At 63.4% G+C, this 19,787-nt stretch carries 18 protein-coding genes; 8 read left to right on the forward strand and 10 right to left on the reverse strand.

The window, feature by feature from the left end; all coding sequences use genetic code 11:
• Nucleotides 1–161: 161 nt before the first annotated feature.
• From G473_RS0106840 to G473_RS30755, 3 genes are read right to left on the reverse strand one after another with little or no spacing between them, the layout of a single operon-like run.
• Nucleotides 162–1,181 (reverse strand): site-specific tyrosine recombinase XerD, encoded by a 1,020-nt coding sequence (locus G473_RS0106840; RefSeq protein WP_029012492.1) that lies wholly within the window; start codon nucleotides 1,179–1,181, stop codon nucleotides 162–164.
• Complete coding sequence (locus tag G473_RS0106845) at nucleotides 1,181–2,953, reverse strand: hypothetical protein (protein ID WP_029012493.1); 1,773 nt, start codon at nucleotides 2,951–2,953, stop codon at nucleotides 1,181–1,183. Before G473_RS0106845 ends, G473_RS0106840 begins: the two co-directional genes overlap by 1 nt.
• The gene (locus G473_RS30755; RefSeq protein WP_169728470.1) at nucleotides 2,937–3,074 is read right to left on the reverse strand and encodes a hypothetical protein; all 138 of its coding nucleotides are present in this window, start codon (nucleotides 3,072–3,074) and stop codon (nucleotides 2,937–2,939) included. Before G473_RS30755 ends, G473_RS0106845 begins: the two co-directional genes overlap by 17 nt.
• A 278-nt stretch (nucleotides 3,075–3,352) precedes the next feature.
• Here G473_RS30755 and G473_RS0106855 point away from each other — a divergent pair, with 278 nt between their 5' ends.
• The 7 genes from G473_RS0106855 to G473_RS25520 all read left to right on the forward strand — a co-directional run bounded on the left by G473_RS0106855 (nucleotide 3,353) and on the right by G473_RS25520 (nucleotide 9,956).
• Nucleotides 3,353–3,913, forward strand: a complete 561-nt coding sequence (locus G473_RS0106855; RefSeq protein ID WP_029012494.1) for a shikimate kinase — start codon at nucleotides 3,353–3,355, stop codon at nucleotides 3,911–3,913.
• 40 nt (nucleotides 3,914–3,953) lie between these two features.
• Nucleotides 3,954–5,105, forward strand: coding sequence for a 3-dehydroquinate synthase (aroB, locus tag G473_RS0106860; RefSeq protein ID WP_029012495.1), 1,152 nt, complete (start codon nucleotides 3,954–3,956; stop codon nucleotides 5,103–5,105).
• A gap of 87 nt (nucleotides 5,106–5,192) precedes the next feature.
• Nucleotides 5,193–5,726 (forward strand): invasion associated locus B family protein, encoded by a 534-nt coding sequence (locus G473_RS0106865; protein ID WP_051329983.1) that lies wholly within the window; start codon nucleotides 5,193–5,195, stop codon nucleotides 5,724–5,726.
• Nucleotides 5,727–5,895: 169 nt separating this feature from the next.
• The gene (miaB, locus tag G473_RS0106870) at nucleotides 5,896–7,278 is read left to right on the forward strand and encodes a tRNA (N6-isopentenyl adenosine(37)-C2)-methylthiotransferase MiaB (protein ID WP_029012497.1); all 1,383 of its coding nucleotides are present in this window, start codon (nucleotides 5,896–5,898) and stop codon (nucleotides 7,276–7,278) included.
• Complete coding sequence (locus tag G473_RS25510; protein ID WP_425411560.1) at nucleotides 7,275–8,312, forward strand: PhoH family protein; 1,038 nt, start codon at nucleotides 7,275–7,277, stop codon at nucleotides 8,310–8,312. The genes miaB and G473_RS25510 overlap by 4 nt, the downstream gene beginning before the upstream one ends.
• Nucleotides 8,309–9,016 (forward strand): rRNA maturation RNase YbeY, encoded by a 708-nt coding sequence (gene ybeY, locus G473_RS25515; RefSeq protein ID WP_035705511.1) that lies wholly within the window; start codon nucleotides 8,309–8,311, stop codon nucleotides 9,014–9,016. Before G473_RS25510 ends, ybeY begins: the two co-directional genes overlap by 4 nt.
• 7 nt (nucleotides 9,017–9,023) lie before the next feature.
• Nucleotides 9,024–9,956 carry a hemolysin family protein gene (locus G473_RS25520; RefSeq protein WP_051329955.1) on the forward strand — a complete coding sequence of 311 codons (933 nt, stop codon included), beginning with the start codon at nucleotides 9,024–9,026 and terminating at the stop codon, nucleotides 9,954–9,956.
• Between the two features lie 136 nt (nucleotides 9,957–10,092).
• Here the strand turns inward: G473_RS25520 and G473_RS29835 are convergent, their stop codons facing one another.
• On the reverse strand, nucleotides 10,093–11,013 hold the full coding sequence (locus G473_RS29835) for a glycosyltransferase family 2 protein (RefSeq protein ID WP_084437678.1): 921 nt from the start codon (nucleotides 11,011–11,013) through the stop codon (nucleotides 10,093–10,095).
• Between the two features lie 337 nt (nucleotides 11,014–11,350).
• On the opposite strand from G473_RS29835, the gene lnt reads away from it, so the two are divergent.
• Nucleotides 11,351–12,973, forward strand: coding sequence for an apolipoprotein N-acyltransferase (lnt, locus tag G473_RS25525; RefSeq protein ID WP_035705514.1), 1,623 nt, complete (start codon nucleotides 11,351–11,353; stop codon nucleotides 12,971–12,973).
• Nucleotides 12,974–12,984: 11 nt separating this feature from the next.
• Here the strand turns inward: lnt and G473_RS0106895 are convergent, their stop codons facing one another.
• From G473_RS0106895 to mnmE, 6 genes are all read right to left on the reverse strand, one after another.
• Nucleotides 12,985–13,410, reverse strand: a complete 426-nt coding sequence (locus G473_RS0106895) for a Cif family virulence factor (RefSeq protein ID WP_029012498.1) — start codon at nucleotides 13,408–13,410, stop codon at nucleotides 12,985–12,987.
• A 46-nt stretch (nucleotides 13,411–13,456) separates the two neighbouring features.
• Nucleotides 13,457–14,356, reverse strand: a complete 900-nt coding sequence (locus G473_RS0106900; protein WP_029012499.1) for a ParB/RepB/Spo0J family partition protein — start codon at nucleotides 14,354–14,356, stop codon at nucleotides 13,457–13,459.
• Complete coding sequence (locus G473_RS0106905) at nucleotides 14,349–15,152, reverse strand: ParA family protein (protein WP_029012500.1); 804 nt, start codon at nucleotides 15,150–15,152, stop codon at nucleotides 14,349–14,351. Before G473_RS0106905 ends, G473_RS0106900 begins: the two co-directional genes overlap by 8 nt.
• 49 nt (nucleotides 15,153–15,201) lie before the next feature.
• Nucleotides 15,202–15,807 (reverse strand): 16S rRNA (guanine(527)-N(7))-methyltransferase RsmG, encoded by a 606-nt coding sequence (rsmG, locus tag G473_RS0106910; protein WP_029012501.1) that lies wholly within the window; start codon nucleotides 15,805–15,807, stop codon nucleotides 15,202–15,204.
• A gap of 116 nt (nucleotides 15,808–15,923) precedes the next feature.
• Complete coding sequence (mnmG, locus tag G473_RS0106915; protein ID WP_029012502.1) at nucleotides 15,924–17,783, reverse strand: tRNA uridine-5-carboxymethylaminomethyl(34) synthesis enzyme MnmG; 1,860 nt, start codon at nucleotides 17,781–17,783, stop codon at nucleotides 15,924–15,926.
• A gap of 658 nt (nucleotides 17,784–18,441) precedes the next feature.
• Nucleotides 18,442–19,758: a tRNA uridine-5-carboxymethylaminomethyl(34) synthesis GTPase MnmE gene (mnmE, locus tag G473_RS0106920; protein ID WP_029012503.1), complete on the reverse strand. Its 1,317-nt coding sequence runs from the start codon at nucleotides 19,756–19,758 to the stop codon at nucleotides 18,442–18,444.
• Between the last annotated feature and the right edge of the window lie 29 nt (nucleotides 19,759–19,787).

Below are 19,787 nucleotides of genomic sequence, written 5' to 3' on the forward strand. Positions count from 1 at the left end.
CTGACCGATCAAGGGAGGTTTTGCGCTCCCTCATACGCCGGGCGCTACCTCCGGCAGCTTGGCTTACGCCGCTACCAAGCGGCGGGCCGGCGGTCGCCGGCCCCAATCCGCCGAAAGGTCAACCTTTCGGCGGATTTGTATTATTCCCTCAGCGCCGTGCGTTACTTCCGCCTGCGCCCAGCGCCACCGGCCAGGGGATGGTGGTTTTCCACCGTCCGGCGCAGCCGCTCCCCGACCACATGGGTATAGATCTGGGTGGTGCCGATATCGGCATGGCCCAGCATCTTCTGCACCGACCGCAGATCGGCGCCATGGTCCAGCAGATGGGTGGCGAAGCAATGGCGCAGCACATGGGGGCTGACCTTGGCCGGGTCCAGCCGGGCATCCAGTGCCAGTTGCTTCAAAAGCTGCCCCATGCGCTGGCGCGTCAAAACCCCGGCAGTGGCACGGGACGGAAACAGGAAGGCCTGCTGCTTGGCCTCCCGCCCTGGGGTCATGAACCAGGGGCGGTCGGGCAGATAAGCCGCCAGCGCGTCCCGCGCCGGGCCGGACAGGGGCACCAGCCGTTCCTTGCCGCCTTTGCCGCGCACGATCAGGGCGCGGGCATCGCGGGCCAGCGCCGCCATGGGCAGGCCCACCAGTTCCGACACGCGCAGGCCCGTGGCATAGAGGATTTCCAGCAGCGCAGTCAGGCGCCGCCCATCCGGCCCGCCCCGGTTGGCGGCAGCCGCAAGCAGGGAATGCACGTCTTCTTCCGTCAATATCTTGGGCAGGGCGCGGCCCTGGCGGGGCGTGTCCAGCACCGAGGCCGGATCTTCCGCCCGCTTTCCCTCCGACACCAGGAACTTATAATATTGCCGCAGGGCCGACAGCCGCCGCGCCACGGTGCGCACGGCGGATTTCTCCTTGATCCGGTCGGCGGCTAGATGGTCCAGATAGGCCCGCAGATCGTCGCTGGCCGCATTGTCCAGGGTGGGGCGGCCCTGCTGCTTCAGGAAACTGGCCACATCCTCCAGGTCACGGCGATAGGCGTCGCGGGTATTGGCCGAGGCCGCCCGCTCCGCCACGATCATATCCAGGAAACCATCGACCTCCGGCGGCAGCGGGGCCGGCGCCTTGCGGGGCCGGCCCGGCCGGGCCTTGGCGGGGCTGCTGGAGGAAGGGGAAGCCGGCCCCGCCATCAGACCGGCCGCAGCAGATGGGCCACCATTTCCACGGCCAGCCGGCGTGCCGCCGGGTCCAGCCCGGCGCGGCGCAGATCGGTGACGATGGCGGCGATGTCCATGGCCGTGGCCCCCGCCGGCCCTTCCGGCCCCAGCAGGGCCAGGGCGTCCAGCAGCACCGCGCCCTTGGGCTTGGTTGCCGGGCTGCCATCGGCATGGGGGGGCAATGGCTCCACCACACCATCAACGGCCGACAGGATGATCAGGACCTGATCCGCCAGATCGCGGGCATTGTCGCCGCCCAGTTCCCGCACCCAGCGGCCCTGATCGAACGAGGCCTCCTTCACCAGACCGGCAGCCGCCGCCACGGGCCAGAGCCGGGCAAAGGCCCCTTCATCCTTGGCAGCGTTGAAATCCTCCTGCGCCAGCCCCAGCCAGGCGCGGGCGGAATCTTCCTGCCCCTGCAGAATATGCAGGCGGGCAACCAGCGGGGCGACCGACGCAAACCCCACCGTCAGGCGGAAATCAGCAATCTGGTCCAGCAGCAGCTTGCCATAGGCCCCCCCCTGCTGGCCGGTGCTGGTGGCCAGCATCGCGCCTTTGAACAGGCCCGCCCGGCCCGCGGGCGACGGTTCCGCCTTCAAGGCGCGCAGGAACTGGGCCCGCAGCAGCGGGCTTGCCTTGCGCGCGGCGGCCAGGGTCAGGCCCTTGGGGTCTGGCGCCGTCACCGCCTCATACAGCCGGTCCAGGCCGGTGGGGTTCAGCCCGCCCAGCGCCGCCGCCCGTTCACCTGCTGCCAGTCGTAGCGGCAGGGGCAGTGCCTCCACCCGGCTCAGCGCGGCCAGGGGGCCGGGGCCTTCCACCTTTACATCCGCCTGTGGCACCCGGCCGGATGCCAGGATCATGGCAAGCTGGATGGGGGTGGGGGCGGCCACACCCTTGACCGGGGCCGTCTGGCCGCTGGAGGCAGCTTCCGCCAGCCGGAAGAAGATATCATCCTTCTCCCCCTGCTCCCGCAGCAGGTCGATGCCCAGCAGGGCCAGATCGGGATTGCCGGCGCCGATCTGGCAGACCATCTGCCATTTCTGCCAGACGGGATGGTTGAAGCGGCCCAGCAGGTCGGGCATGCGGTGGCAGGCCGTTTCCGGCGTGCCGGCCAGATATTGCAGTTCCACCCAGGCCTGGGCCGCCGCCTCATCCTCCAGCGGGCGCGACGTGCGGTCCAGCAGCGCATCAGCGCCGGCCAGATCGCCGATCCGGGCCAGCGCTTCCAGCCGCAACGCCACCAGGCTGCGCGCCGCCCCATCACCCGGCGGCGGGTCCGCCACCGTCAGCAACAGCCGGTGCGCGATATCCCGCATGGCGGGGGAGGTGAGACCGGCGGGAATTCCGGCCAGCAGCGCTTCCAGTTCCGGCCGGGGCAAGCCAGCCCAGAGATCGGCCGGCAGGCCACCATTCTCCGCATCCAGCGTGCCGGCCATTTCCGGATCGGGCGCGCGCAACTCCTCCACCATCACGCCGGACGGGCTGCGGGCAGGGGGGGCGGTGACGGCACCGGGCGCCACGTCCGTTGCATCCGGGGCAAGGTCGGCACCGGGATTGGCGGGATCGGCAGCCGGGGCGTCCTGGGGTGCCGGCTCCATCGTTGCCGGCGGGGTCTGCGGGAACAGGGGCACCGGCGCGCCCGATTGTGCCAGGACGGGGGCCGACAGCAGCCCCACCAGCCCCAGCCCGGCCAGCCGCAACGCGCCGCGCGCGCCGCGCCGGCAGGGATCAGCCGAAACGGTCATTCGGGATCACCCGTTCCACCGGCTGCGAGGGTGCCGGCATATCCCAGGTCGCCAGGAAGGCGAAGCCGCCCACGCCAACAACAAGGATCAGCAACAGCAGGAACTTGAACAGCTTGCTCATGAACAACCGGTTTCCAGGCGCGCCCGAAACAATACCCGCACCTGCCCCGGCGCGAAGGCGGGCAGGCAGGGCGACCCCGGCGGCGAAGGCGACCCCGTTCATCCCCCGTCAGCGGGGGACAGCCCCCCACGCATCGGGGGTGCAGGGCGCGGGCCTGCCATGCTATGCAGACCGCCGGTGCCAAAGGCTTGCAGCCACCATACCGCCCGGACAGGGGACTGGCAACGCTGCCAGCCGGTCCGATTTGCCCTATGCCTTAACGCCTGGATTTTTGCCCCATGTCCGCCAGATGCGCCGGCCTGCCCTTGACCAAAACCCTGGTGTTGATCGGGCTGATGGGGGCTGGCAAGACATCCATCGGCAAAAGGCTTGCCGCCCGGCTGGGCCTGCCCTTCGTGGATGCCGATAACGAGATTGAGCGCGCCGCCGGCTGCACCATCCAGGAAATTTTCGACCGGTTTGGCGAGGCGGGTTTCCGCGATGGTGAGCGGCGCGTGATCGCCCGCCTGCTGGAACAGCCGGTCCATGTCCTGTCCACCGGCGGCGGCGCCTTCATGGATGCGGAGACGCGCGGCCTGATCCGGGAGCGTGGCCTGTCCCTCTGGCTGCGTGCCGATCTGGACCTGCTGGTCCACCGCACGGCGCGGCGTGACCATCGCCCCCTGCTGCGCCAGGGTGACCCGCGTGAGGTGCTGCAGCGCCTGATGGATGCCCGCTACCCGGTCTATGCCGAGGCCGATCTGGTGGTGGACAGCGATGACAGCCCGCCGGAAGTGACCACGGAACGGGTATTGGAGACGCTGCGCCAGCATCTGGCCGTCCCCGCCGCCCACCCCTGATCCGCCTTTCCTGAAGCCACCCGACCGACCGGAACCCGACATGTCCGTTGCCGCCAGCACCAGCCCCGCCGCCCGCAGCATCGTTCCCGTCGCCCTGGGCGACCGCGCCTATGACATCCATATCGGCGCCGGGCTGATCGCTGGCGCCGGGCCGCTGATCCAGGCCGTCGTGCCGGGCAGGCCGCTGGTGGTGCTGACCGACAGCAATGTTGCCGACCGGCATCTGGCCCCGCTGATGGCATCCCTTGCCGCCAGTGGCGCCAAGGTGCTGGAGCCGATCATCGTGCCGGCGGGCGAAGCCTCCAAGGATATGGAGCGGCTGGGCGAAGTGATGGACGCGCTGCTGGCGCGCGGGATTGAGCGCAAGACGGTGCTGGTGGCGCTTGGCGGCGGTGTGGTGGGCGATCTGGGTGGCTTTGCCGCCGCCATCGCCCTGCGGGGGCTGGATTTCATCCAGGTGCCGACGACGCTTTTGTCCCAGGTGGACAGTTCCGTCGGCGGCAAGACCGGCATCAACAGCCGCCATGGCAAAAACCTGATCGGCGCCTTCCACCAGCCCCGGCTGGTGCTGGCCGACACGGTCAGCCTGGACACGCTGCCCCGGCGCGAAGTGCTGGCCGGCTATGCCGAGGTGGTGAAATACGGGCTGATCGACAATCCCGGCTTTTTCACCTGGCTGGAGGCCAATGGCCAGGGCGTGGTGGATGGTGATCCCGCCCTGCGCGCAGAAGCGATCCGCGTCTCCTGTCTGGCCAAGGCCGGCATCGTCGCCCAGGATGAAAAGGAAGGCGGCCTGCGGGAACTGCTGAATCTGGGCCACACGTTCGGCCATGCGCTGGAGGCCGAAGCCGGCTATGGCGGGGAATTGCTGCATGGCGAAGCGGTATCCATCGGCATGGTGATGGCGTTCGACCTGTCCGTGCGCATGGGCCTGTGCCCGGCGGCCGATGCCGCCCGCGCCCGTGCCCATCTGGCCGCCGTCGGCCTGCCTGTGGATGCCCGCCATCTGGGCGGCGGCACCTGGACCGCAGAGACACTGGCCGCCCATATGGCCAAGGACAAGAAGGTGAAGGATGGGCGCGTCACCTTCATCCTGGCGCGCGGCATCGGTCAGTCCTTCCGCTGCGCCGATGTGCGGCTGGACGATGTGCGCGATGTGCTGGCCGCCTCGCTGGCCGGTCACGCAAGCTGAAAGACGGGCAATCTGAAAGAAAGGGTTAAACTCCTTTGGTGTAGCGGGATTTTCCGCCTTCGTTTGCGCCGGCGGTTCCGTTACAACATGCCTATGCGCACAAAGATAACCGCCTTTCTCCTGGCCGTGTCGGTGCTGCTTCCCAGCAGCCGGCCGGCCCATGCCGCCGAGCCGAGGCTGCTGGGCAGCTTCCGCGACTGGAACGCCTTCGTGCTGGAGGAACCGTCCGGCCCCGCCTGCTGGATGGTCAGCCGCCCGAAAAAGCAGGAGGGCGATTTCGCCCGCCGGGGCGATGTGTTCATCCTGGTCACCCACCGCCCGGCGGAAAAAGCCCTGGATGTCGTCAATTTCATCGCTGGCTACCCGATTGAGGAGCGCAGCGACGTGACGGTCCAGATCGGCAAGAAAAGCTACAAACTATTCGCCAGTGCCGAGGAAGCCTGGGCCCGCGACGCTGAAACTGACCGCGCCATCGCCCAGGCCATGCGCCAGGGCACGATCATGATTGTGCGCGGCACCAGCATGCGCGGCACCAACACCACTGACACGTTCAGCCTGTCCGGTGCCACCGCCGCCTATCAGGCGATCAACGCCGCCTGCGGTGTCGCGGAAGGGCGGTGAGCGGCCACGGATGCCATGGCGCATCCCACCCACCCCTTCCGCACAAGGGCGGCGATATTGACTAAGCCCCAGGCTTGCCTATTTTGGGCGGTTTAGGGGGTGGGTATTGTATCCACCATTATCCTTTTCCTTTTGCCGGAAGGTCCGCCCGCAGGGGCGGGGGGCGTTGTTGAAGAAGAAGCTGTTCATCAAGACCTATGGCTGCCAGATGAATGTCTATGACAGCGACCGCATGGTCGATGTCCTGGCGCCCTTGGGGTATGAGCCGACCAACACGCCGGAAGGCGCGGATATGGTCATCCTCAACACCTGCCATATCCGGGAAAAGGCATCGGAAAAGGTTTATTCCGAGCTGGGCCGCCTGCGCGTGATGCAGAATGACAAGGCCGCCGAAGGCGGGCGCATGGTGCTGGCCGTGGCCGGCTGTGTCGCCCAGGCCGAGGGGGCGGAAATCATGATGCGCGCCCCGCATGTGGACATGGTGTTCGGCCCCCAGACCTATCACCAGTTGCCGGAAATGGTGACGCGCGCCGTGCGCGGCGCCGGCGGTGTGCTGAATACCGATTTCCCGACCGAGAGCAAATTCGACCTGCTGCCGGAGGAAGGGACCCGCCATCACGGGCCCGCCGCCTTCCTGTCTGTCCAGGAAGGCTGTGACAAGTTCTGTACCTTCTGCGTCGTGCCCTATACACGCGGGTCGGAATATAGCCGCCCGGTCGCCCAGGTGCTGGCGGAGGCACGGCGCATGGTGGCTGGCGGCACGGTGGAAATCACCCTGCTGGGCCAGAACGTCAACGCCTTCCATGGCGAAGGGCCGGACGGCAAAGCGTGGGGCCTGGGACGGTTGATCCGGGCGCTGGCGGAAATTGATGGGTTGCAGCGCATCCGCTACACCACCAGCCACCCGCGCGACATGGATGATGATCTGATCGACGCCCATGGCAGCGTGCCGCAACTGATGCCCTTCCTGCATCTGCCGGTACAGTCGGGCAGCGACCGCATCCTGGCGGCAATGAACCGCAAGCACACATCCGATGATTACCGCCGCCTGATCGACCGGCTGCGCGCCCGCCAGCCTGATCTGGCCCTGTCGTCGGATTTCATCACCGGCTTCCCCGGTGAGACGGATCAGGATTTTGCCGATACGCTGCGTCTGATCAGCGATGTCGGCTATGCCCAGGCCTACAGCTTCAAATATTCCGCCCGCCCCGGCACCCCCGCCGCGTCCATGGGCGACCGGCAGGTGGAGGAAAGCGTGAAGGATGAGCGGCTGCAGGCCGTCCAGCAATTGCTGAACGCGCAACAGGTTGCCTTCAACCAGGGCCTGATTGGCCACACCATCGGCGTGCTGTTTGACCGGGTGGGCAAGCTGGAAGGCCAGTTGCTGGGCCGCAGCCCCTTCATGCAATCAGTCCATGCCGTGGTTCCGTCGCACCTGATGGGCCGCATCGTTGATGTCCACATTAATGGCGCGCATGCCAACAGCCTGTCCGGCGATGCGGTCGGCCTGCCCCCTGTCCTGCCGGTGACCCCGGCGGAGGCGGTGGCGTGAGCGGGGATATGAACGCCCCGGTCAAGACCGGTCACGAGGATGGTCGGGTGGAGCTGAGCTTCGCCGATAACCGTCTGCTGCCGCTGCTGTTTGGTGAGCATGAACAATATCTGGCGCGGGTGGAAAAGCAGCTTGCCGTCAAGCTGGTGACCCGCGGCAATATCCTGACCATCGCCGGCAACAGCCAGGGCAGGGATGCGGCGCAGGCCGTGTTCAGTGCGCTCTGGGAACGGCTGCGCGCCGGCCTGTCTGTCGGCCCGGCGGAAGTGGATGCCGCCGTGCGCATGGCGATCAGCGCCGATCTGCCTTCCGCCGGCCAGGGACTGGCCCAGTTTGCCGATCCCAATGGCGCAATCCGCACCAAGCGCAAGGTCATCGCGCCCCGCAGCGCCACCCAGGCCCGCTATCTGGAAGCGCTGAACGAGAATGAACTGGTGTTCGGCCTGGGTCCCGCCGGCACAGGCAAGACCTATCTGGCCGTGGCCCAGGCGGTCAGCCTGCTTCTGCAGGGCAAGGTTGACCGTATCATCCTGTCCCGCCCCGCCGTGGAGGCGGGGGAACGGCTGGGCTTCCTGCCCGGCGACATGAAGGACAAGGTGGACCCCTATTTACGCCCGCTTTACGACGCGCTGCACGACATGATGCCGGCCGATCAGGTGGCCAAGCGCATGGAAACAGGCGTGATCGAGGTGGCGCCGCTTGCCTTCATGCGCGGCCGGACGCTGGCCCATGCCTTCGTCATCCTGGACGAGGCGCAGAACACCACGCCGATGCAGATGAAGATGTTCCTGACCCGCATGGGCGATGGCAGCCGCATGGTGGTGACGGGCGACGTCACCCAGATCGACCTGCCATCGGGCACCAAATCCGGGCTGAAGGAGGCACTTTCCATCCTGCGCGGGGTGGAAGGGGTCGGCTTTGTGGAATTCAGCGATCAGGATGTTGTGCGCCATCCGCTGGTCGGGCGCATCGTCCGCGCCTATGATGCCGCCCAGCGCGCCCAGACGGCAGCCAATGCGGAAGAACGGCGATGAGCGCTGAGGCCAACCCGGTCGAAATCCTGATCAGCATCGAGGATGACCGCTGGGAAGAAGCGGTTGGCGATATTGAGGCCCTGTGCCAGCGCGCCGCCCGTGCGGCCCTGGATGCCGCCCATGCCGAAGACCCGGATTATCTGCCCCAGGGACCAGCGGAACTGTCGCTGGTGCTGGCCGATGATCCCACGGTCCATGAGTTGAACCGCACCTATCGCGGCAAGGACAAGCCGACCAATGTCCTCTCCTTCGCGCTTTATGCCGATGGGGAGACGGGGACGGAGGAGGATGAGTTCGCCCCGCCCGATGATTGGCAGGACGAAGAAGACGAGGAAGACGATCCCGACAGCGCGGAAGAGGATGATGCCCCGGATGGGGAGGGCGATGATTTCCCCTCGTCAGGGCCGGCGGTTCCTGTATTGTTGGGTGATGTGATCCTGGCGTTTGAAACCGTGGCGCGGGAGGCGGATGAACAATCCAAGCCCTTCGCCGATCATCTGACCCATCTGGTTACCCATGGGGTGCTGCACCTTCTGGGTTACGACCATATCGAGGATGCCGAGGCCGAAGTGATGGAAAGGCTGGAAACCCAGATCCTGTCCGGGCTTGGCATTGCCGATCCCTATGCCGGACGCGACCCTGCCCAGGGATATCGCGCCCCGGATGATGCCGGGGATGATCCCGGTTCCCTGAAACCCGTTTGATAAGAAGATGGCCGACCTTAGCGACAGTCGCTCGCCCCGCGAAGACGGGGCCGAAGAACAGACCTCCTTCAGCCAGCATTTGCGCGGCTGGCTGCGGTCGATCCTGGGTGTACGCGGGGGCGATACGCTCCGCGATACGATCGAGGAATTGATCGAGGAGAATGAGGGCCAGAAACCCTCAATGGCGGAAGGCGAACGCGCCCTTCTGGCCAATATCCTGAAATTGCGCAGCCGCAAGGTCATCGACGCCATGGTGCCGCGCGCCGATATCGTGGCGGTGCCGGACACCATTTCCCTTCCCGATCTGATCCGCCGATTCTCGGATGAGGCGCATAGCCGCATGCCGGTCTATCGGGAGGAATTGGATGATGTGATCGGCATGGTCCATATCAAGGACGTGCTGACCTGCGTGGCCGCCGGCAAGCCCTTTGATATGGCCGCCATCACCCGCGATATGATGATCGTCGCCCCCTATATGCCGGTGCTGGACCTGCTGCTGAAAATGCGCCAGACCCGCCAGCATCTGGCGCTGGTGGTGGATGAATTTGGCGGCATTGACGGGCTGATCTCCATCGAGGATCTGGTGGAGGAGATTGTCGGCGAAATTGAGGACGAGCATGACGAGGCCGCCGAACAGCGCCTGGTCCCGCGCCCCGATGGCACCCTGACCCTGGATGCCCGCCTGCCGATAGAAGAGTTTGAGGAGCAGCTTGGCCGCTATTTCGATCCGGAAGAGCTGGAAGAGGTGGATACGATCGGCGGGCTGGTCTTTGCCATGGCCGGCCGCGTCCCTTCACCGGGTGAACGGTTCGACCATCCCAGCGGCCTGCAGTTCGAGATCATGGAAGCCGATCACCGCCGCATCAAGCTGCTGCGTGTGCATAACCTGACCGTACCGGGCGCATCGGACGGGGAAGGCTTGCACCGCGCGTCGGCTTAAAGACCATCAAGGGTTAAGTTAACCTGCTACAGGGGCCGGTAGCGCGTGTTCGTTTGGCTTATGAAGCAATCACGCCAAGACCGAATGCGCTACCGGATCTCCCTTGTTGGTCAGATATGGTGCCAAACTCTATATTTCAGCGCCAGAAGCGGTGGTTCATCGAGAGGTGAACCTTCCAGGACTTTGGTAATTTATGTTCCATACGACCGAGCTTATAGGCGCCATATTTCAGAAAAGTCCTCAGGATAGCTGATGGTATCAGCGCCGGGGAGTTTTTATAAAGATACTTCAATTCTGATTTTACAAACTTAACACCTTCACCAGATGCACCCCCGAATTTTTGCAAAATCCAGGCTTCCCGCGTATGTAATACGCCAATGTCAAAATAACGCTTAAAGTCCTGGATTACATTGTAGCTGTGAGAATGGAAGACGACTGCCTTCGAAGCATATATTTTTTTCCAGCCTGCAACGAGAAAGCGGCCTGCGGTCACGACATCCTCACCAAATATCGTTTGGGAGGGGAAACCACCAACAGATCTTAAAGCTTCTGCACGGTAAGCAGAAAATGAGTTCGAACAAAATGTAGCCTTGATCCCAAATTTTCTAGCATTTTCCAACGAAATGACATTATCGGTGTCGGCGTAATTGAATAATCTCGCATGGGCTTCAATTGGTTCAGCGCCAGGGCGGGGTAATTGTCTGCCATATGCCATTCCGACTTCTTTATCTGAGAATGGCCGAAGAATTTCTTCAATCGAAGTCGGACTGGCTAAATAAGCGTCCTGTGTCATGAAGACGATTATGTCCATATCAGACATAAAATCGGCACCAAGTTGCCGCGTTCCACCATGATCAAAATCTGCCTTATTTATGATTTTAAGAGGAATATTATTCCCCATAATAATATTCTGTGTATCATCCGATGATGATGAATCAATAAATAAAATTTTATCGAATTTTTTGGTCTGAATTTTCAAACTGTCTAATAGATTGTTTATGTCACTTCCAGCATTTAGAGTCGGGACAACAAGACCAACTTTAAATACATCCATCATAATTATCTCCACTAAAAATAGTACGTAATCAAAAATTACGTTCAATCACATAAAAATGTTAGTTATTAACGCGGCCCGCCATGACAGGCCGCATCAGTCTGGCTGTGAGGAAATTTACATACTGTTTCTCTGCCTCAAAATTGGCTGATTTGCATCGTTGGAATCACCATTCAGCGCTTCTATGATCAAAACGGGCAAAATCAGTATCTCGGCGATTTATAGGGGGTTTGGCGTCTGGGAGCAAGCAGACGAGCCTCATATACCGTTTGAGAACAAGCAGACGCGCCTCGTATACAATGCTGGAAACCGTGCGCCGGCCCTTTGCCACAGAGATATCATGACCACCCTTGATGCCCAGACCTTCGGGCCCCGTTTCGCAGGTCGCCTTGGCATGTTGACCGGTTGGCGTCGCTATGCAGCCGCGATGCTGGCGGGGGCGGTGGCGACGTTGGCCCTGCCGCCATTCCATCTGATCCCGCTGCTCTGGCTATCCTTTCCCGTCCTGCTCTGGCTGATGGCCGGGGCGGAAAAGCCGAAGCAGAGCTTCTGGATCGGCTGGTGCTTTGCCTTTGGCCATCATGTGCCGGGGCTCTATTGGATTTCCGTCGCCCTGTTCGTGGATATCGGGCGTTTCTGGTTCATGCTGCCGCCGGCCGTACTGGGGCTGCCGGCGGTGCTGGCGCTTTTTGCCGGTTTGGGATGTCTGGTCCATCACCTGCTGGTGCGGCGGTTCGATCTGGGTTCCCTGTCATCGGCCCTGCTATTCGCCTTGTGCTGGGTGGCCATGGAATGGATACGGGGTCATGCCTTTACCGGCTTTCCCTGGAACCTGATCGGCTATGTCTGGATGCCGGTGCTGCCGGTGCTGCAGAGCCTGTCCCTGGTCGGCACCTATGGCCTGTCACTGGTAACAGTGGCAGTCGCCGCCCTGCCGGTGCTGCTGGGCGATGCCAAGCGCCCGCTTGGCCACACAATCCGCCCGGCACTGGCCGGGTTGGGCGTTCTGGTCCTGCTGGCCGGGTGGGGCGGCTGGCGGCTGGCAGCAGACGGGCAGGGGACTGTGCCGGGCGTGATGCTGCGGCTGGTCCAGCCCAATATCGACCAGAGCCTGAAATGGGCCGCCGGTGCCAAGCTGGCAAACCTGCGCAAAACTATTGCTCTTTCAGCCGCCGAGGGCTGGGAGAATGTCACCCATGTGATCTGGCCGGAAACGGCCATCCCCTATTTCATGCAGGTGGGCGGGGCGGGTGAAAGCCAGGTGCTGGCGCAGAGCGTGGGCCGCATCGCCCCGCCGCAAGGCGCGCTGATCACCGGTGTGCCGCGCCTGGGACAGGATGGGGAAGGGCGGGAGCGCTATTATAACAGCCTGATGGCCATCACCGCCGATGGCACGATCACCGCCAGTTTCGACAAGTTCCATCTGGTGCCGTTTGGGGAATATCTGCCGCTGCGGGACTGGCTGCCGGATGGAATCAACGCCGTGGCGGCATCAGCCGCCGATTTTACCCCCGGCCCCGGTCCGCGCGGGCTGCATCTGGCGGGGCTTCCCGCCTTCAGCCCGCTGATCTGTTACGAGGTAATTTTCCCCGCCGCCGTGATGCCCGGTGATGATGGGATGGGCCGCCCGCGCTGGATGCTGAACCTGACCAATGATGCCTGGTATGGGCGCAGCACCGGCCCCTATCAGCATTTCGCCATCACCGCTGCCCGTGCGGTGGAGGAGGGTGTGCCCATCGTCCGCGCCGCCAATACCGGCATTTCCGGTGTGGTCGATGCTTATGGCCGCGTCACGGCCCGGCTGGGCCTGGGGGTGGAGGGGCATATTGATGCGGCGCTGCCGGAAGCAACGGCCAAGCCGCCGCTCTACGCCCGGTTTGGCGACTGGATGCTGTTGGGGTTGATGGCACTGGTCGGCGGGCTGGTCATCCTGTTCCGCCGCCACGGATACCTGCAGAAGTAGCCTGCAAGCACCTATTCCTGGGTGCCGGGAACCTTGCCCGGTTCCTCATAGGCAATCACGACGGCCACCTTCCAGCCCTCTGCCCCATCCCGACGCAGCACATAGGAGGTGGAGAAGCGCATAATCTCCTCCCGCTGTTCACTGCGCAGCAGCCACAGCACCTCTGCCCGCGCCAAGCCCTCTCCACAGGGCCAGGCCCAGACCGCCGCCGGCACCGGCCAGGCCAACCCGATCCCATGATAGGCAGCGAACATCCCCTCAACATAGCGGGTGACCGCCGCACCATCGCCATGGATGGTGGGATGGGCCGCGGTCAAAACCGTCAGGGGCTGGTCGAACAACGACACCAGAAGGGGCGTGTCATAAGCCGAAAAAGCAGCGCTGTAGCGGTTGAAATAGGCCGCAACCTCTGCCCCGACCTGATTATCCGGCTCCATGACGCTCTCCCGCTGCGCGATGCTGATTAACTGAAGGAAGACCCCTTTATCGGCGCAGGATGCGGTTCAGCACACTGTCCAACTGGTCCAGGTTTTTATAATGGATCTGCAAAGTGCCCTTCGGCCCATTGGAGGAAAGCGTCACTTTCAGCCCCAGAACGTGCGACACTTCTTTTTCCAGCGCCACCGTATCCGGGGCTTTTTCCTTCGGTGCTGCCGGCTCGGCACTGGCCGGGGCGTCTGCCATACGCTTCACCAGCGCTTCGGTCTGGCGGACATTCAGCCCATGCTTCACCACTTCCTGCGCCAGGGCCAGCGGGTCGGCCGCCGTCAACAGGGCGCGGGCATGGCCCATGGACAGGCTGCCATCCTGCACCATTGCCTTCACCGCATCGGGCAGACCCAGCAGCCGCAGCATATTGGCGACATGGGATCGGCTTTTGCCGACGGATCGGGCAAGATCTTCCTGCGTATGCTGGAATTCATCCATCAACCGCTTGAAGCCTTCCGCCTCTTCCAGCGGGGTCAGGTCGGCGCGCTGGATATTCTCGATCAGCGCAATTTCCAGCGCCTCACGATCGGTCAGCGTGCGCACCAGGACCGGGATTTCATGCAGGCCCGCAAGCTGGGCAGCACGCCAGCGCCGCTCACCGGCAATGATCTCGTAAGAGGTCTGGCCGGGGGCGGCCGCCGGGTCCTTGCGGACCAGCAGGGGCTGGAGCACACCGCGCTCCCGCACGCTTTCCACCAGCGCCGACAGATCATTCTCATCGAACTTGCGGCGCGGCTGGTATTTGCCGGGATGGACCTGATCAATCGGCAACAGCCGGGTCAGGCGGACCCGGTCAACCTGTTGCTCCTCCTCATTCCCCGTCGCTTCGCCAAACAGGGCGGACAGGCCGCGTCCCAGCCCCGTCCGCTGCGGGTTCTTTCTCGGTTCATCCATAAGCCAACTGCCGCTTCCGCTCACGCTTCAACATCTCACCCGCCAGATGGATATAGGCCTGCGCGCCGGCCGACTTGTGGTCGTACAGCAGCACCGGCTTGCCATGGCTGGGCGCCTCTGACACCCGCACATTGCGGGGGATCACCGTCTCATAGACCTTCTCCCCGAAGAAGCCGCGCACATCGGCGGCCACCATGTCGGAGAGATTGTTGCGACGGTCGAACATCGTGAGCACCACGCCATTGATTTCCAGCGTGGGGTTGAAGGCCCGCTTGACCCGCTCGATGGTGCGGATCAGGTGTGACAGGCCTTCCAGGGCATAGAATTCACATTGCAGCGGCACCAGCACGGCATCCGCCGCCGCCAGCGCGTTCAGGGTCAGCAGGCCCAATGCCGGGGGACAATCAATCAGGATATAGTCGAAGCCGCCGCTGGATTTCTCCAGGCTGTCTTTCAGGCGATATTCCCGCCGCTCGACATTGACCAGTTCCACCTCGGCCCCGGACAGATCGACATTGGCCGTCACCACCCACAGGCCGGGAACAGAGGTGGCAACCGCCACCTCTTCCACCGCCAGATCGGCGAACAGCAGGTCATAAATGCCGAATTCACGCGCGGCCTGGGGAATACCCAAGCCGGTGGAGGCATTGCCCTGCGGATCATTATCGATGATCAGCACGCGCTTACCCACCGCCGCCAGGGCCGTGGCAAGGTTGATCGTCGTCGTCGTCTTACCCACGCCACCCTTCTGGTTGGCGAGCGCGATGACATGGGCGCGGGGAGCGGGGACGGGCATGCCGGACACTCTCTTCAACCTCTCTGTTACGGCCGATTGCGTGACGGGATCATCGCGGAGAAATGTCTGACAGGCGGAGCAGGGTGCCTGCAGGGTCGGTCAGGCTGGGAAACTGCTCAATCCGCATATTCCAGGAATCCCGCACGGCGGTCAATTCATCCGCAGCCGTTTTCCCTTTGGGGAACAGGCAAAATCCACCCGGTTTCAACAATCCATGCGCCCAAGGCAGCAAAAGCGACAGATCGGCCAGGGCGCGGGCCGTGACCAGATCAGCCGGCGGCACATCCGCTACCTCGATCCGCACCGCATGCACAGTCACCGGGGCCCCGGTCAACCGGGCCGTTTCCCGCAAAAAGGCTGCCTTGCGCACATCTGATTCGACCAGATGCACCGCCGGCACGCCCAAGATCGCCATGACCAAGCCAGGGAAACCGGCGCCAGAGCCGAGATCGACCTGCAGCGTCGTCCCCTCCGGCACATGCTGAAAAAGCTGGGCACTGTCGGCCAGATGCCGGCCCCAGATATCATTCAGCGTGCTTTTGGCAACAAGGTTGATCGCCGGGTTCCATTTGCGAAGCTGGGCCTCATAGACCTGCAGCTTCTCCAGTGTTTCACGTGAAACACGGAACTGCTCCTGGAACTGCGCCGGCGTCATTGCTCAAACCTGAAATTTCGTGATGGGAGCTTATAGCAGTGTCACGGGCACTGCGGGAAGCCTCCCGAAAGGGCAGGCCTGCAGGCGACACATCACCTGCAGGCCATTGCGCTCCATCAAGCCGCCGCCCCGCGCTTTTTCACATGGCGCAACAAGGCCGTGAGGGCTGCAGGCGTCATGCCGGGGATACGGGCAGCGGCACCCAGGGTCGCCGGCTTCGTCGTGCGTAGCTTCTGCCGGATTTCAGCCGAGAGGGAAGCAATACTGTCCGGGTCCAGATCGGCCGGCAGTTCCAATGCCTCATCCTTGCGGAAGGCGCGGATATCAGCCTCCTGCCGGTCGAGATATCCCGCATATTTGCCATCAATTTCAACCTGTTCGGCAATATCCGGGGACAGTGCCGTCAGTGCCGGCCAGACCTGGCAGAGCCGGGGAAAGTCGATCTCCGGATAGCGCAACAGGTCCAGCGCCGTGCGCCGCACCCCATCCTTGTTCACATGCAGCCCGTGCTTTTCCAGCTCGTTCGGGGTGGCGGTCAAGCTGGTGATCAGGGTGCGGGCATCGGCCAGCGCCTGCTTCTTTTCCGCCCAATGGGCGGCCCGTTCCGCGCCGATCACGCCAATCGCCAAGCCCCGATCCGTCAAGCGCTGGTCGGCATTGTCGGCGCGCAGCAGCAACCGGTATTCGGCCCGGCTGGTGAACATGCGGTAGGGTTCCGTTGTGCCGCGCGTGATCAGGTCATCGATCATCACGCCGATATAGGCTTCCGCCCGGTCCAGCACGAACGGTTCGGAGCCTGAAACGGCGCGCGCGGCATTGATACCCGCGATCAGCCCTTGGGCGGCGGCTTCCTCATACCCGGTCGTGCCATTGATCTGACCGGCCAGGAACAGGCGGGGCAGGCGGCGCGTCTCCAGCGTGCGGGTCAGCTCGCGAGGATCGATATAATCATATTCGATGGCATAGCCGGGGCGGATCATGCGGACCTGTTCCAGGCCCGGAATATGCTTCAAAATCTCCAGCTGCACATCGCGGGGCAGACTGGTGGAGATGCCGTTGGGATAGACGGTATCGTCGTCCAGCCCCTCCGGCTCCAGGAAAATCTGGTGCCGTTCCTTGTCAGCGAAGCGGACGATCTTGTCCTCCACGCTGGGGCAATAGCGCGGGCCGACCCCCTCAATCTGGCCGGAATACATCGGCGCCCGGTGGATATTCTCCCGGATGATGCGATGCACTGCCTCGGTCGTATAGGTGATGGCGCAATCGATCTGCGGAGTGGTGATGGCGCGTGTCAGGGTGGAGAAGGGCGGCGGCGGCATGTCGCCCGGCTGTGCCTCCAACCCGGCCCAATCAATGGTCTTGCCATCTAGGCGGGGCGGCGTACCGGTCTTCAGCCGGCCCAGATTGAAGCCCACCCGTTCCAGCATATCGGACAGGCCGAGGGCTGGCGCTTCACCCACACGACCGGCGGGAATTTTCTCCTCGCCAATATGGATCAGCCCGCGCAGGAAGGTTCCAGTGGTCAACACCACGGCCCCGGCGCGGATGGTTTCCCCCGCACCCGTCACCACGCCGGCGCAATGGCCAGCGGCGTCGATCACCAGATCTTCCACCGCGCCTGCGATGATGGTCAGGTTCTCCTGTGCCGCAAGTGCCGCCTGCATCGCGTTGCGATACAGTTTGCGATCCGCCTGGGCGCGGGGGCCGCGCACGGCAGGCCCCTTGGATCGGTTCAGGATGCGGAACTGGATGCCACCCTGGTCGGTGACACGGCCCATCACCCCATCCAGCGCATCGATTTCCCGGACAAGATGGCCCTTGCCCAAACCACCGATGGCCGGGTTACACGACATCTCGCCAATGGTTTCGATCTTATGGGTCACCAGCGCCGTGCGAGCCCCCGCACGCGCCGCCGCGGCCGCCGCCTCGCATCCCGCATGGCCGCCGCCAACCACGATCACATCATAGTTCTGCATGGCGCGGAATGTATGGGGAAGCGGGCAGCAAGTCTAGTACTGAACCTATTTGAGTTCTCACTGGAATGCCAACTTATGACCGATGATGAGGTTTCAGAAGCAATCCTTTGAATCGTAAGGAACAAAGCAAGACCACATTTCTTTGTGACCCAACATGTAGGGGGTACATAAGAGTTTTGGCCCATTTTGTTGTATAAGTTGTGGAAAAAGAGTCTGGACTCGCTAAAGGATTCGAGTCATGAGTCGATCCGATACATCTACGAAAACGGCCCGGAGTTGCAGCTCCGAGCCGTTCGATAGAAGTAAGTCCGCATTGATTGGAAATCGCCGCGGGCTAAGTTGCATGCAGGTACCACCAGATGCACTCTAAAGCGTACTCTCTAGGCATGTGGCTTTCAAGGCGGTTTCCTATCCTGCTATAGGAGAGCCAGATGGTTAAGCGAATCCCAAGTTACCGTATCACTCCAAGTGACGTTCCGATCATTAAACGTCGGATCTTAAACGGTGAGTACTTGAACAGGATAGCGGCTGATTACGACGTCAATCCTGGACGTATCGCTGAAATCAAGACGGGACAGAAATTTCCAGATATCCCACCGGCACCGTAAGTGAATAATTTGTGCAACAGAACAGGCCAGAGATACAAACTCTGGCCTGTTTACTTCCCGATGCAGAAGTCCCGAAAGATCACGTCCAGCAATTCCTCCACATCCACCCGACCGGTGATGCGCCCCAGGGCGCGGGCAGCGAGGCGGACATCTTCCGCCGCCAGTTCGGGCAGGGGGGCCTGCAGCGCCCGCTGCAGGTGGGACAGGCAATCCTCCAACGCGGAGCGATGCCGCGCGCGGGTCAGCGCCGGGGCGCCGGATGGGGCGTAGCGTTTGGCCACTTCCGCCTGCAGCGCTGCCAGCAGGTCCGGGATGCCATCGCCGGTCCGGGCGGAAACCTGCAGCACGGAAGGGCCGGAAAGGGGCGGGCGGGCCCCCGGCTGATCCGCCTTGTTCATGACCAGCAGCGCGTCGCCATCCGCCAGGGCCAGGGTGGCGGCATCGGGATCAGACAAGCCGTCAAAGACCAGCAGCTTCAGATCGGCCTTGCCGGCGCGGTCCATGGCCCGGCGGATGCCTTCGCTTTCCACCTGATCCGCGGCTTCCCGCAGGCCAGCCGTATCCGCCAGCAATACCGGATAACCACCAAGGTCCAACTGCACCTCGATCACGTCGCGGGTCGTGCCGGCCTGGTTGGAAACGATGGCCACATCACGCCGGGCAATGGCATTCATCAGGCTGGACTTGCCGGCATTGGGCGCACCCAGAATGGCGATGGAAATACCGTCCCGCAGACGCTCGCCCCGCCCCTGATCCGCCAGATGGTGGTGCAATTCATCCACCAGCTTCAGCACCACAGGCCGCACCGCATCGGACAGGCCGCCGGGCAAATCCTCTTCCGGGAAGTCGATATCGGCTTCCAGATGGGCCAGCGCCCGGGTCAACCGATGCCGCCAGCCATCATAAAGCTGGCCCAAAGCCCCTTCCATCTGGCGCAGGGCCTGACGGCGCTGCGCCGCCGTTTCGGCATCCACCAGATCGGCAATGGCCTCTGCCTCAGTCAGATCCAACTTGCCATTCTCAAAGGCACGGCGGCTGAATTCTCCTGGCTCCGCCACGCGCAGGCCCAGCCCGACAAGCGCAGCGGTGGCCGCCTGCAACACCGCGCGACCGCCATGTAAATGCAACTCCGCCACATCCTCCCCGGTGAAGCTGGCGGGGCCGGGGAACCAGAGCAGCAGGGCCTTGTCAAAAACCTCCCCCGTCGACGGGTCTGTCAGCACGGCCAGTCGGGCCTGACGGGGCAGGGGCAGGTGACCCGCCAGGGCCTGCAGCACCGGCCCTGCCTGGGAGCCGGAAATGCGGATGACCTGCACGCCAGCACGGCCAGCGGCAGAGGCGAGGGCGAATATCGTATCGGATAACATGGGTCAGTGTTCCACGTGGAACATCGGCT

Source organism: Niveispirillum irakense DSM 11586 (genome assembly GCF_000429645.1).
Classification (GTDB): Bacteria; Pseudomonadota; Alphaproteobacteria; order Azospirillales; family Azospirillaceae; genus Niveispirillum; species Niveispirillum irakense.